The organism is Klebsiella sp. 141251, from assembly GCF_050600725.1.
GTDB lineage: Bacteria > Pseudomonadota > Gammaproteobacteria > Enterobacterales > Enterobacteriaceae > Klebsiella > Klebsiella aerogenes.
This window is the reverse complement of sequence record NZ_JAQIRG010000003.1, coordinates 45,249-58,542: the sequence shown is the minus strand read 5'-3', so window position 1 is coordinate 58,542 and position 13,294 is coordinate 45,249. Positions and strand designations below refer to the sequence as shown.

12 protein-coding genes are annotated in these 13,294 nt (G+C 48.8%); 7 read left to right on the top strand and 5 right to left on the bottom strand.

The features are described 5' to 3' along the window. Positions 1-9 precede the first annotated feature (9 nt). From PGR09_RS07935 to PGR09_RS07915, 5 genes are all read left to right on the top strand, one after another. Positions 10-390, top strand: coding sequence for a nitrite transporter (locus PGR09_RS07935; protein ID WP_224108416.1), 381 nt, complete (start codon positions 10-12; stop codon positions 388-390). Then, a complete protein-coding gene (locus PGR09_RS07930) occupies positions 387-3,434 on the top strand; it encodes a host specificity factor TipJ family phage tail protein (protein WP_430916022.1) in 3,048 nt (1,015 codons plus the stop codon). The genes PGR09_RS07935 and PGR09_RS07930 overlap by 4 nt, the downstream gene beginning before the upstream one ends. 76 nt (positions 3,435-3,510) lie before the next feature. Continuing rightward, positions 3,511-5,277 (top strand): SGNH/GDSL hydrolase family protein, encoded by a 1,767-nt coding sequence (locus PGR09_RS07925; protein WP_430916021.1) that lies wholly within the window; start codon positions 3,511-3,513, stop codon positions 5,275-5,277. Beyond that, positions 5,274-5,972, top strand: coding sequence for a LamG domain-containing protein (locus PGR09_RS07920; RefSeq protein WP_224108421.1), 699 nt, complete (start codon positions 5,274-5,276; stop codon positions 5,970-5,972). The genes PGR09_RS07925 and PGR09_RS07920 overlap by 4 nt, the downstream gene beginning before the upstream one ends. 251 nt (positions 5,973-6,223) lie before the next feature. Next, positions 6,224-6,454: a hypothetical protein gene (locus tag PGR09_RS07915; RefSeq protein WP_430916020.1), complete on the top strand. Its 231-nt coding sequence runs from the start codon at positions 6,224-6,226 to the stop codon at positions 6,452-6,454. 523 nt (positions 6,455-6,977) lie between these two features. Here PGR09_RS07915 and PGR09_RS07910 read toward each other — a convergent pair. Together PGR09_RS07910 and PGR09_RS07905 are read right to left on the bottom strand one after the other, a co-directional pair. After that, entirely contained in the window at positions 6,978-7,874 is an 897-nt protein-coding gene (locus PGR09_RS07910) for a hypothetical protein (protein WP_224108419.1), read from the bottom strand. Further along, on the bottom strand, positions 7,874-10,165 hold the full coding sequence (locus PGR09_RS07905; RefSeq protein WP_430916019.1) for a hypothetical protein: 2,292 nt from the start codon (positions 10,163-10,165) through the stop codon (positions 7,874-7,876). Before PGR09_RS07905 ends, PGR09_RS07910 begins: the two co-directional genes overlap by 1 nt. A 91-nt stretch (positions 10,166-10,256) precedes the next feature. On the opposite strand from PGR09_RS07905, the gene PGR09_RS07900 reads away from it, so the two are divergent. Continuing rightward, the gene (locus tag PGR09_RS07900) at positions 10,257-10,829 is read left to right on the top strand and encodes a recombinase family protein (RefSeq protein WP_224108436.1); all 573 of its coding nucleotides are present in this window, start codon (positions 10,257-10,259) and stop codon (positions 10,827-10,829) included. A gap of 431 nt (positions 10,830-11,260) precedes the next feature. On the opposite strand, the gene lpxP is transcribed toward PGR09_RS07900, so the two are convergent. From lpxP to PGR09_RS07885, 3 genes are all read right to left on the bottom strand, one after another. After that, positions 11,261-12,169: a kdo(2)-lipid IV(A) palmitoleoyltransferase gene (lpxP, locus tag PGR09_RS07895; protein ID WP_047053427.1), complete on the bottom strand. Its 909-nt coding sequence runs from the start codon at positions 12,167-12,169 to the stop codon at positions 11,261-11,263. 200 nt (positions 12,170-12,369) lie between these two features. Beyond that, complete coding sequence (locus PGR09_RS07890) at positions 12,370-12,642, bottom strand: hypothetical protein (RefSeq protein WP_023279061.1); 273 nt, start codon at positions 12,640-12,642, stop codon at positions 12,370-12,372. Positions 12,643-12,721: 79 nt separating this feature from the next. Further along, a complete protein-coding gene (locus PGR09_RS07885; protein ID WP_430916018.1) occupies positions 12,722-12,898 on the bottom strand; it encodes a YnfU family zinc-binding protein in 177 nt (58 codons plus the stop codon). A gap of 153 nt (positions 12,899-13,051) precedes the next feature. Here PGR09_RS07885 and PGR09_RS07880 point away from each other — a divergent pair, with 153 nt between their 5' ends. After that, a complete protein-coding gene (locus tag PGR09_RS07880; protein WP_004132711.1) occupies positions 13,052-13,285 on the top strand; it encodes a hypothetical protein in 234 nt (77 codons plus the stop codon). Positions 13,286-13,294 lie beyond the last annotated feature (9 nt).

The following is a 13,294-nucleotide window of genomic DNA, read 5'->3' as shown; positions in this document are numbered from 1 at the left end:
GGTTTCTCCATGTTCAATCCTGATAAATACCTTTCGGTCACCTGGCTGAAGGGCGGTCGCTCTTTTCCCAAACTCGACTGTTTTGGCATTGTAAATGAGATACGCCGTGACCTTGGCCTACCTGAATGGCCTGACTTTGCTGGTGTGACCAAAGACGGCGGCGGCCTTGATAAAGAGGCCAGAAAACTGATGTTAAAGCTTGAGCGTTGTGAGCCATGCGTCGGCGCTGGCGTGGCGTGTTATTCGGGAACCATGGTGACCCATGTGGGGATTGTTGTTGAGCTGAATGGGTTGCTGCAGGTGGCGGAATGTAACCCCGGATCGAACGTTTCGTTTATGCCGGTCTGGAAATTTAAACGGCGATTTATCAAGGTGGAATTCTGGCGATGACGATCCGTATTTATCCCTCCCGACTCCCCGGCGAACCGCTGGAAACCCATCAGCACGCGCGAACGGCCCTGCATGAATGGATGAAGACCAACGTAGAGCATTACTCTCTTGAGCAACAGCATCCAGTTACGGTTGAAATTAATGGCTCTCCAGTTCCACCAGAGGAATGGCCTTATCACCCATTAACGCCGGATAGTGATGTCAGAATATATCCAACTCCCTACGGCACTGGCGCTGAAATAGCTGCCTGGGCGGCGATATCTGTCGCTGTAGCGTCTGCTGCCTATTCCGTATATATGATGTCCACAATGGATAAAGGCGGCGGATATTCATCCTCAAATGGGCTAGGGCTCGATTTAAACCCGGCAAAAGCGAACACGGCAAAACTTGGCGATCCTATCCGGGAGTTGTTCGGACGTGCGCGGGTTTATCCGGATTATGTTGTTCAGCCGGTCAGTCGTTTTAACCCTGATGATCCAACCAGAATGACGGTTGAAATGATGATTTGTGTGAGCCGAGGGAATGTTGCTTTTACAAACGGTGATATCAGGATCGGCTCAACGCCTGTTTCGGCTCTTGGCGGTTTATTTTCTTATACGCTTTATCCGCCAGGAGCTAATGTTGCTGGTGATAGTCGCAGCGAAAACTGGTTTAACTCCACCGAGGTGGGCGGAACGACCAGCGGCAGTGGCCTTGATATGGCGCAGACGGCGCCGGACTCATCCGATATTACCGCCGACAGCATGACCGTTTCAGGATCGTCGGTTTCATTCACCGGGCTGAGTGATGGTGATGATGATAATTCACTGCCTGAGTCCTGGGTGGAGGGGGCGCTGGTGACTATCATCGCGCCGACCAATTACCTGATCTCTTCTTCATCGGGTTACAGCGTTCTGTTCAGTGACACGCTGACTGAGATTAATCCCTATGCCGGCATGCCCGTTACGCTGGAAATTAACGGGGCGGAATATAATCTCTTTATCGCTACGTTCACGCCCAAACAGGATGCTGTTCCAGGTGTGGGGGGATCGGCTGCTTCATTGCGCGGCAGTGCAGCCCCAACAACCTATGATTTTTCGGCTAACAGCCAGACGTTTAACCTGACCTGGCAGGCGACAACTTATACCGTTTCGCTTATTGCCAACTACGGCAATATGTCTGGCCTGCTGGCGGCAATCAATGAAGCGATCGCCGGGTCTAACCTGGTCGCGCAGGATGATGGCGGGGTTGTTCGCATCGTTGAGAAGTCCAGTCCGTGGCTGGGCGGCAGTATTACCGCCTCATCACTCCCGGCTTCTGTATTCGGGGATAACCCGACGTTTACAGATGGAACCGCATCCAGCGGCGGCAGCCCGGCGATCACCGCCAATGTCACCCTTGCGTATGGCAGCGGCACCGGCGCGGCATTCTCCGGCGTTCCTGAAGGAACTCAACGATTATCACTTGCGCACCGCGGTAATGAATACCGTATCGCCTCAGCAGACGGTACGACCGCAACGGTTCAGTGCATGGTGAATGGCGCCATTGATGCAACCTGGCCTGGCTTTTCACCCAGGACAATGATCGATTACCAGGCGACAGGGATTAACGACAGCAATACGTGGATGGGGCCATTCCTGGCTTGTCCTGATAATGAGGTGGTTGATGCCTTTGAGGTCAATGTTTCTTTCCCTAGTGGGTTATGTGGATTTGATAACAAAGGGAAAAAACGCGTCCGTCATACCGGGGTGGATATTCAGTACCGGACATATGGAAGTGGCGGCGGCTGGCAGACTGCATCATTCCAGTATGAAAACAAAAACGTTAATGCCCTGGGTTATACGCACAGAATCACGCTAAGCACTCCTGCGCTGGTTGAAGTCAGGATGCGCCGCCAGAACGAGCAGGGCAGCAATAATGCGCGTGATTCGATGTACTGGCAGTCGTTGCGTGGCCGTTTGCTTAACCGTCCTGCCTCTTACGCCGGCGTTACGCTAATGGGTGTGACGGTCGAGACCGGGGGCAAACTGGCGGCGCAGTCTGATCGGCGCGTAAACGTTGTGGCCACGCGTATTTATGATACCGGCGCTCCGCGGCGAATCTCCAGCGCGCTGTTTCATGTCGGTAATTCTCTTGGCCTGGCGATGGATACCGAAGCCATTAATACCCTTGAGGCAACCTACTGGACCCCGAAAAATGAGTATTTCGACTTCGCGACAGGCGATAGTGTCTCCGCGCTGGAAATGCTGCAGAAGATCACAACGGCGGGGAAATCTTACTTCCTGCTGAGTGACGGGCTCGCATCTGTAGGCAGGGAAGGGATTAAGAACTGGTCCGGCATTATCAGCCCGCATGAAATGACCGAAGAGTTACAGACCACCTTCTCGGCGCCGTCCGCCGATGATTACGATGGTGTGGATGTCACTTATATCAATGGCACGACGTGGTCAGAAGAAACGGTGCAATGCCGGACTCCGGATAACCCCACACCGAGGAAAATTGAGAGTTATACCCTCGATGGGGTGCTTGACCCGAACCGTGCCTATCAAATCGGCATGCGCCGCCTGATGAAATACCTCTATCAGCGGCTGGGCCATAACACGACAACAGAACTGGATGCGCTGATATATCAATATGGCGATCGCATTCTGCTGACGGATGACATTCCGGGAAATAAAACGGTAAGTAACCTGGTTATGGATATGGCCACATCTGGCGGACAGACAGTATTTACCGTCTCCGAGCCGCTGGACTGGTCCTTTGAAAACCCGCGCGCAATTCTGCGTTACCAGGATGGTTCTGCCTCCGGGCTGCAGGTGGCCACCTTTGTCGGGGATTATCAGTTGTCCGTTCCGTGGCAGGCTGCTTTTGATGAAATTATTCTGAACGATCCGAGCATTGAGCCACCGCGGCTGGTGTTCTGCAGCTCAACGCGAAGTGTCTACGATGCCATTTTTGAGGAGATAGCCCCGCAGGCCGACGGAACCTGCCAGGTAACAACAAGACAATACAGCGACGTTTTCTACCAGTACGACGACGCCATCTACCCCGGCAACGTCTCTTAAAACCAAAAATTTCCCCGATTAACTTTCTTTCGCTCAAACCCTCGTTTGGGCGAAGCCTCTTTTTGGAGCAAAAAACATGGCCTTTAATCCGCCGCTGGGGGATACCTCTCCCGCTGTGTTGCTCGATAACGCCACGCGCCTGGATAAACTGGTCAACGGACAGCCGACGACCGTCCCCGACCGCGCCGGTGATCCGCTTTATTCGTGGCGGGGTATCCATCAGAACCTGATCCCACTGAGCCGCCAGTACATGACGATTGAGGCTGCGCAGGCTGATATTGCAAACATTATGCAGGGAAGCACAACGTTCATACGTAGCCAGGATAATGATTATCTGGCCTATGAAGTCATGAACGTTAACGGCATCCTGCAACCGACAGGGCGGAAACAGGCCTCTCAGGAATTCATTGAGATGGTCCATAACTTTGCGCGCGCGACCGATATGCGAACGCACGGAATAAACACTGTCAGTCGTAAAAAAAGGCCACTGGATATTCTGACCCGGCAAGGCCGGCGGCTATTCTCAATCAATGAAAATGGTGAGAAAGAGTTACCAGGTAAATCCTTTGCTGATTATCTGAATGTCTTGCGATCTCTTCTCATCGGAACCTCATCAATTCGTCGGGCCAGAGCAGGCTATTTATTTAATCTGGTGATTGGAGGATTCAGGGTTCTAGCTGTTCGCGACGACGGCAACGCCACGCTTGAGTATCGAGGAATCCCGCTGGAAACCCACCAGGGGCTTTTGCAAAACACGTTCGGCGGGTTCGGGGATTCATTAACGGCGAATGGGCTGGACGGTAATGCTTATAACGCCAGGTCATGGCAGATATGGGCTTCATTGTTCAGCAACGGTCAGCTGCAGTATGTTGGCCAGTGGGCTACCGGCGGCTATACCACTGCCGATATGATCCGCGTCCACTTACAGCCAGCCATTGAAGCAAAGCCCAGATTCATTACCTTTCTTGGTGGTCGTAACGATGTCATTCAGAAAGATAGTGCCGGGAACTTTAAATTCACCATTGCAACGGTCACCAGCAATATTCGGTACATCCTCACCCAGTTCCGCAAGAATGGCATTATCCCGGTGGTGTGTAGCATGGCAGCCCAGAACAACAGCGATCCGGCGCTGAAAGCCAGAGAAAACGCGATAAACGCTTTTACCCGCGCGTATGCAATTGAGCAGGGATTTCCGTTCGTTGATATGAGGTCAGTCACTGTTGATCCTGAAACCGACGGCTGGAAGGCGGGCTATAACGGCAAACTTCAGGATGGCTCACCTGATCCATCACACCCTGCGCCACTCGGTGCTTTTCATATGGGTAAAGCACTGGCGGAAGCGCTGGCACCTTTCATGATGCCAGTTTATCCGCAGATGGCCATCTCCAACCCGGTCACGTCAGGAGGACCGAATGCCATTATCAACCCACTCTTTCTCGATACCGTGAATGGTCTGCCGTCAGGATGGGTTATTGAAAGCGGAACCGTGTCATTAACCACTGATCCTGATGTCGTTGGTAATGTTCTGGTGGTGACTGGCGCCGGGAATAGCAGCGCGCGCGTATCACAGACTATCCCGGTTACCCCCGGTGAACGCAGGAAATTCAGTTTCAGAGTGAAATTTGATGTGGATGAAAACGCGGCAACCGCCTGCTTTCTCGAAGCCAATGGAGCCAATATTGCCGGAATTCGCCCCTGGAACCAGTCGACGGACGGATTCAGGACGTTCAGTTATGACGTGGTGATCCCGGAGGGGATGACCGAAATGAAATTGACCATTGTCGCGAATGGAGCCACTACCAGCGTGGGCCAGATGGGATTATTAAAACTGGAGGAAGTATGATTCTTGTATGTGATGGCGTGGTAAATGCCGACGATCTGGAACTGGCCGAACCTGAAATGATTCTCAACGAGAGCGCCAGTATTGCGACTTACGGTATGCAGGACCAGTATGATTCAAGCGGCAACGGGTATGATCTGGTTACCGGCAATGAGTTTACTGAGCTGGGGATGCGTACCGTCGCAGACAGTGCGCACGGTGCTAATACGGGGATCATTGAATCCGATGAAATGACGTTTGCGCTGTGTATCAATATGAATCAGCCCACCGTGTCGGGCCGTCTGTTCTCCAACTTATTTCCCGGTATCGCCCCGTTTGGTGGTCTGCAGCTGCGAATTGAAGCCGCGGGCACGCTCATTTTACAGGTGGCTACGGGGAATAGTGTTGAGTCAACTGTTCAGGTGAGCCACGGTGGCGCCGTAGGTGGATGGACCCGCTTTACCGTTGCGGTATCAAATACAGAAGCGTCTATCACCCGGGCAAGTGGAGAAAAACGTTCTTCTGCTATCACAGTTAGAAAGAAATCGACACTTCCGCTGATCCTGAATGGTGCCCAGAGCCCGGAACAGAACATGGGGCTTCCAGGCATAATGGGGATATTCGCTGTCTACAATCGTGTGTTGACCGATGCTGAGCAGACAGAAGTGCGTGACAAACTGAAAAGTATCATGGCGATGCGAGGCGTGGTGGTGAACTGAATTATTAAAAAACTTCGCTAAAGACTACTTTATTTGGCAGGGATGCTAAATAAAAACAGTCTAAAAAACTTAATTTTATGTGAGTGGTAGTGTTTTTGGATTGTAAACCCATTATTTTAAAATAATTATGCTGAGCGTAATGGTCTTAAATGGCAGCGAACTTGGTATTACATTGCAAATAATTTAAATTGAGCTAAAAACACCTCATCAGTTATAAAGCAAAAAGTATTTCCCCCAAGGAATTTATGGTTATGGATGTAAATTTTAAGGCTATCGGTATCTCTCATTTCGACAGAGAGGAATACAACCGGAATGCAATCCGCGCACTTGGCGAATGTCTTGTGTTGCTGATATCAAGCGGGAAGACAATTAATAAAGATAACATATTGAAAACTATAATTTCTGAAATGGATAAACAACCCGACGACGCTCACAAAGCCTACCGTCTTGCCCTTGAGGTTGTTGGATTACATGGCCGATAGACAATATCATCATAATGCTGGAGATATAGTGTTAAAAATTAGCAATAAACAACTCTGACCAGATATATTTTTATCGCGAAGAAATTATCTTTTGATGTATACAGTTATTGTGCAAAGCTGCACACAGCAATAATGTCATGAAGTTCTTTCCCCCGGGGTGTGCCTGCCTGGGGGGATTTTTTATGAACCAATTGAGCATTATTGCATGGTCATTTCGCACCTCGCCATGTAACAGTATGCAAGAGGTATCGGGTGGATTTTACCTACTGAGCGCAGGCCCAGATATAAAATGGAAACAAACAATTGTACGCCATATACTGCCGCCCCCACTGGTCCCAGTGGATGTTATCTCTGCGCGTTTCCACGTAACTTCCCGTCAACACATCCCGCGTGATATTAGTGCCATCACTACTCCTGGCATGAACATTTGCAATTACCCACCCGGTAACTCCTATATATGGCTACCGGATGGGTTTCATCTTGAGTACATCCACAAATATAAAATGAAAGCGAATTTCTTTCTTTACATTCCAATTCTAGAGGTCAGTACCCCATCAGCTTCAGAAGCCGTATGCAGTTGAAGTACATCTCTGAACGTTCCTTCACATCCGACACTTCCGCTTCCTACGATACCTATAACAAGCTGGAACTGACGTCCTCTCAGGTCCGCAAGCGATCCCGTGACGGAACTGGCAGTCATGGAAAGTTTACCTCTCTCGTAACCTTCAACTTTGCCGGCAGCAACTTTAAATAACCCGGCGGCGGGTACGTAATCCTCATAGTGATTTGAATTAACCAGTACAGCACCGCCATTTCCTGCAGGCCAGCCTGAATCACGGGTACCAAAACGCCAGGATTCTGCAGTCGTTTCATTGTTGATTATCATTGTCCGCATATAAGCCATTGCCAGACCATTTACAGCATAACCAAGCGTTAAACCATTGCCGTCCGTTCTGTTGGTATCGCTCATACATCCAGCGATAAGGTAGCTTGATGATTTTTGTACCGTGATTTGCCCGCGGCTCAGTAGCCTGTTCCCACCGGCAGAGGAGATACGAACGTTAACCGAGCGTGATGTCGGGTCGTATAACATCTGTTCAGGCGGTACGCCATTAGCAGCCGCAAGAAGATCGCCATTTTCCCCGGTCAGGTTATAGATTGTCTGCACATTTCCACTTCCATCGGTTTTGATACCAAAAGCGGGAGTGACAGAAACGGCTGTTCGCTCATACATGCCATTCAGTAATAAAAAGCGAAAACGTTCAAGACAGCCAGCCTCGTCAGGAATATGACCACCGTCAGCAGTTATGCGTGTTTTATAGTTTTGAAAAAGAACTACGGGATCAAGAATTGAGGAAGAAAGGTCAAGAGCGGCTCGCGCGCCGGAATAGACTTTACCTGTATTAATTGCAGCAACCATTATATTTCTCCAGTGAGGGGAAGACGATCCAGACATAACCAGTTATACAGAGGGAAAGGTGCGCCATTGAGCGTCACCCAACGTGACACGGTCTGTGAAGAATCCCTGAAACAGGTCAGCGGATACAGATTTCCATTGGTATGTGGTGTGGTATTAGTAAATCCGATTAACAGGACGTCATCAGGTGCGGGAGGCTGGTTCAGTTCAACGCGAATTGTGTTCCCATTGATAACAGAAACAGCCTGTACCGTGGCTGAGTTTTTCTCCAGGCTTATCCCGTAGTTCGGACAGTTGGCAATAAAATCTGTATCGATGATCAGTGGCGGAAAGGGAACATCACAGGCAAGCTCTAAAAGGTTTCCTGTTAATGTAATATCCCTGACTTTACATCCCGTCCATGTTCCTTTCTTTTCGGTATCGTACAGATGCCAGTAGATTGCCTGCGCGGTATATTCACCCTGTAACACCTTGCCTTTTGCATTGATGTGGCTGAGTGACCCGTCGCTATATAGCCAGTTAAGCGGGTATTTTGGCCCGCACATGATTGCCGTATCCGGATTCTGACGGACATAAGTCAGCTGATCCACCGCGGGGATAGAGTAAGGCTGAACGATTACCGGGTCACCCTGGGCATTACCGACTTCATCCACTGGCTGTGACCTTGTATAAAATCGGCTTCCCACCTGACCGATGATGACAGCGAAATCAGTCGTCTGTCCGGAAATAGCCTTGAAATCAGACTGGAGACCGGAGAAATAGGTGTTTGCTTTGGTAAGGTAATCACCAGGTAAAAGATTGTCGCCATTATCGGAGTCTGTTTCACCGTGCTCAAACGTCAGAAACCGGAATGTATACGGCTTACCAACACCATCAGCGGCATCTTTACCCATCTGCACAAATTTCTGTCCGTTCTGATATGGGATTGTCCCTTTGCTGATTTGTTTAAATGAACGACCACCTGCTGCAAAAGGCGCATGTATAAATATGGTATTTCCTACCCCCTTATCCATCAGGACATCGTACATAGGTAAAATATTACCCTGCCGGTATGATGGATAATTCATATCGTTCAATGTGGATACGTCATCCTCATTCACCGCCTGTATATTTTTACCTTCAGGCCGTCCGTTCATCCCGGCCAATAACCGCCCGCGATAAATGGGATTACGATTAACAATATTCTGTCCGACATGATCCGCTTCCATGTTCAGAGACTGTCCACTTGAACCGCCCCCCTGAATTTCAGGTGCATCAAGCGGCATTTCACGTATTGACGGTACATACATCACCCCGGAACCAGATACTGCCTCTCCGCCAGGTAGATAACTGAAAACGAAACCGGAAGGCGTCAGTTTTTGCGTAGTCAGTACGGGACGTTCTGACCAGACCACCTCACCGCGCCATGCTGCTGCAGGTACACCGCCAACGGTTTTAATGGTCGCCAGTGATTCGCCAAGATTGTCCTGTAACGGGCCATCGATACCGGGAATATGGACCCCGCCATCATCATCTATTGCAAAAATGGCGGTTTTTAAATCGGCTGCAAAAACGACATGCTGGAAGCCAATAATGGTGCGGGAAAAGTTAGTGGAACATAGCGCGTTAAGCCTGTCCTGAAGAACATCATCAGTGCCGACAATACGTACATCACCATTGTCATTAATAGTCAGAAGACCATCAACGCCGTTTTGAGCCACAATGACATGTTGTAATCCCTGATAAAGATTTGCCAGTTGTTTGGGGATTAGCTGCTCTACATAATCCTGCAATGATGATTTAAGACCTGCCAGCCATAGCCCGAAATCGTTATCCAGTGCAAGCGCTGTTGCCGATGGCCCCTGCAACCCGGTTAAAATCCATTGCCACTCATCTGAGCTGTATTGTGACAGCATTGCTGTTTTTAGCTGAAGAGAAGCGATTTGTGCAGAAAGCTCTGCGGTAAATTGATCGATACCTGCAACGAATGCCTGTGAAGGCATCCTACGCCCGGTGGCATAAAGCATCCCGGCATTGTTGATCACCTCGACAGCCAGTGCGCTATCATCCGGGCTGCGGTAATACGTGGTCGAGCCTTCGGGTATATTTGCAATATCCGCCTGAGCATCAGCCAGCGTCATATACTGCTTGCTCAGCGGAATAAGGTTCTGGTGGATACCCCGCCATGAATAAAGCGGATCACCGGCGCGGTCGGGAACGGTCGTCGGCTGTCCGTTGACCAGCTTATCCAGGCGCGTGGCGTTATCGAGCAACACAGCGGGAGAGGTATCCCCCAGCGGCGGATTAAAGGCCATGTTTTTTGCTCCAAAAAGAGGCTTCGCCCAAACGAGGGTTTGAGCGAAAGCCCTGAGCTTTTTACAATCAGCTATTTCAAAGGGTTATATGATGCTGATTGGTTACGCCAGGGTGTCTACCGGGGATCAGAACCTCGATTTACAGAAAAACGCACTGATTCGAGCAGAATGTGAGCTGGTTTTTGAAGATATGGCCAGCGGGAAAAATGCCCGGCGACCTGGTTTAAAGCGTGCGTTACGCAGGCTCAAACCGGGTGATGTGCTGGTGGTCTGGAAACTGGATCGGCTCGGGCGCAGCGTGCGCGACCTGATCACACTGGTATCGGAGCTGCAGGCGCGCGGAGTGAATTTCCGCAGCCTGACTGACTCGATCGACACGTCGACGCCTGCCGGCCGTTTCTTCTTTCATGTCATGAGTGCGTTGGCTGAAATGGAGCGAGAATTGATCGTCGAGCGCACACGCGCAGGTTTAGCTGCGGCGAGGGAGCAGGGAAGAGTTGGCGGACGTCGCCGGATAATGACTAGCGACGCTGTGGAGCATTGTCGTCGAATGCTCGCAAACGGAGCTACCCGACAGCAGGCCGCAGATGTGATTGGGGTTGGGGTAAAGACGATTTACAAATATTTCCCTGTAGCTGGCGTAGGGAATTTTGAGAATCAGTAATCGTCAGGGATGTTGGAGATACCGCCCCACACGATAATCAGGCCAAGTATAGTCATGGCAAATAAGGTTACAGATACGCCTGAGATGATTAAAAATGTCATATAGTTCCTTGAGGTGTGTGTTGTCATTCATTAGACAGCAGGAACTGTAGAAGGTTGTGAGCTTTACAAATTTCTGGCAATCGTTTTTTGGTTAAGTAAACGGCCAATGGCTATATGTAAGAGTTAGTTGGGAACCACCAAGTACTTACTCGGGAACCTCTTGGTAAAGAATTGCAGGGATAATCGGAGATAGTTTGAAGACTACTAAGATATTTCCCCGGAAAACATTGCCTCATCCTTATAAACTTAAGGATTTCAACGTGGTAAAGCCTGCTGCTATTACAAAGTAGTCAGCAAGATAGATTCATGGTACATGACAAGTAGAATGGTTCATTTATATAAAGAGGCTTCTCCTTCAGGACGCGTTTTGAATCTGCGATGCATCCACAGGTATTGCTCAGGGGCTCGGAGAATTTCATGCTCGATGATCTTATTCATATAACCCGCTGCGGCGACCTTGTCTTCCCCTGGATAGCCTGACAACGGATTGCTGATATACATGCGATAACCTTTTTTATCGCTACGTCGAATCATGCTAAGTGTGATCAGTTGTGCACCTGCGAGTTTTGACAGAGCATATGTTCCGTTCGTTGAGGCTGCTTTTTTTACCGAGAAAAAAGGTGCAAAAACGCTTCCCTTAGGCCCATAATCCTGATCTGGTGCAAACCACACGGCTTCACCAGCTTTCAATGCATGAACAAAACCAGATAAATTACGCCTATTAATCATCGCCTTATTTGAACGCATACGACCTTTTGTCTGTACCCATTCCATTAATAGATTATTGTGTGGGCGATACGTAGCCATCATAGGATGGCATAAACCCATTACTCTTCCACACAACTCAAGGGACATAAAATGAATCCCGACAACCATTACCCCTCTGGTCGCACCGGTCAGGTTTTCAAGCCCTTCGACATCAAACCATTTTTTGACTCTCGCATCACTCCAGAACCAGGCCATTCCTGTTTCCATCAGTCCCAGTCCGAGAGAAACAAAGTTTTTCTTGACCATCTGGTTTCGGGCAAACGGTGTCATTCCTGGAAAGCAGAGTTCGATATTTCTAATCGCAATTCCTTCCCGACGTTTCAGAAAGGGTCTGGATATTTTTCCAAGACCAGAGCCCAGAATATGTAAAACCGGGTAAGGAAGCTGAACGAGAAGCCACAGCAGACCCAAACCAGTCCAGGTAAGCCAGTAGCGGGGATGGAGTAAATTATAAGTAAAAGTCTGTGACATAAATTTCCTTAATGCTAATGGAGTTATAACGCAAAAGGGAAATGCTGAGAAAATTCGTCTTTAGCGATACTCATTCTTTTAGACAGTTTGAATTCGTATAAATTCAGAAGAAACAATTTCAATTACTGGCAACAGTTTTTGAATAGTCAGGGATACATTGTAAATCAGCAAAGTTATGCTGTTATAACTTCATGGGTTTTTCATTGATATTCAAGAAATTGTCTTCTGGATTCATCATCATCAAGGTACTCAAAAGAAAGAAGGCGAATTTTGGTAAGTTTATAAAACCACTCACAATCGTTTCGTTGAATAATTTCGCCTGGTTTGAAACATATCCCGGATGCCACCCGGATAATGGCATATTTACCATTACTAAACCTGACCCGGTGAATACAGAAAGGTTGGCCAGCCTGCCCGTGACAGCTGTTCGACAGGATACGTCCTTCAATAAAAACAGATTTTTTAGATTTCATTATCATACCCTCGACAACTGCAGTACAGGAGGAACGTTGTCATTTTCCGACATCACTGACGTTAAGTGGCAGAAGCTGATCAGCCGCCGATACACCAGCATTCTGAAGGTCTGAACAACAGTCCGCAGGCAGGGCACTCAAGAACCGCATCTTTTCTTAGCTTACCTGCTTTCTGATCAGCTCTGTGTGCGCATACCGGGCAGGCAACATGAACCGGTCTTTCTTTAAAATATCTGAGCCTTTTTGTATAAGACATAAATGATTCTCTGAGGAATACAGTAATTATTATACGCTTTGATATAAAAATAACTGGCATAAGTTATGTTAAGTTGTGTCTGAATCAGGATGTAAGATATTGAAAATTGAACGTCTGATTTATGATACACTATCCTTCCGTGAGAAATTTATGATGAAATCAGAAGACACCCTTGACTGGTATCCGGCACAACTACCGCCTGTGAAAATTATTCTTGGTGAAGCCGTGCTGGCTGTGGGTAAACAGGGCAGACCGATTAATACCCGCACCTTGCTGGAATACCTTCAGGTCATGCAGGACAAACAAAAAAGGCGGGATGACAAAATCGCCATGCAGACTGCGATTGATGTTCTCAGGGATAATCAGCGCATTAACGGCAGACGTTAATGCACCTCC

Excerpts from the sequence above, each read along its gene's own strand:
- PGR09_RS07880 (WP_004132711.1), top strand. The coding sequence starts at position 13,052 with ATGAAATCAGAAGACACCCTTGACTGGTATCCGGCACAACTACCGCCT.
- PGR09_RS07900 (WP_224108436.1), top strand. The coding sequence starts at position 10,257 with ATGCTGATTGGTTACGCCAGGGTGTCTACCGGGGATCAGAACCTCGAT.
- PGR09_RS07915 (WP_430916020.1), top strand. The coding sequence starts at position 6,224 with ATGGATGTAAATTTTAAGGCTATCGGTATCTCTCATTTCGACAGAGAG.
- PGR09_RS07935 (WP_224108416.1), top strand. The coding sequence starts at position 10 with ATGTTCAATCCTGATAAATACCTTTCGGTCACCTGGCTGAAGGGCGGT.
- PGR09_RS07920 (WP_224108421.1), top strand. The coding sequence starts at position 5,274 with ATGATTCTTGTATGTGATGGCGTGGTAAATGCCGACGATCTGGAACTG.
- PGR09_RS07925 (WP_430916021.1), top strand. The coding sequence starts at position 3,511 with ATGGCCTTTAATCCGCCGCTGGGGGATACCTCTCCCGCTGTGTTGCTC.
- PGR09_RS07910 (WP_224108419.1), bottom strand. The coding sequence starts at position 7,874 with ATGGTTGCTGCAATTAATACAGGTAAAGTCTATTCCGGCGCGCGAGCC.
- PGR09_RS07890 (WP_023279061.1), bottom strand. The coding sequence starts at position 12,642 with ATGAAATCTAAAAAATCTGTTTTTATTGAAGGACGTATCCTGTCGAAC.
- PGR09_RS07905 (WP_430916019.1), bottom strand. The coding sequence starts at position 10,165 with ATGGCCTTTAATCCGCCGCTGGGGGATACCTCTCCCGCTGTGTTGCTC.
- PGR09_RS07885 (WP_430916018.1), bottom strand. The coding sequence starts at position 12,898 with ATGTCTTATACAAAAAGGCTCAGATATTTTAAAGAAAGACCGGTTCAT.
- PGR09_RS07930 (WP_430916022.1), top strand. The coding sequence starts at position 387 with ATGACGATCCGTATTTATCCCTCCCGACTCCCCGGCGAACCGCTGGAA.
- lpxP (WP_047053427.1), bottom strand. The coding sequence starts at position 12,169 with ATGTCACAGACTTTTACTTATAATTTACTCCATCCCCGCTACTGGCTT.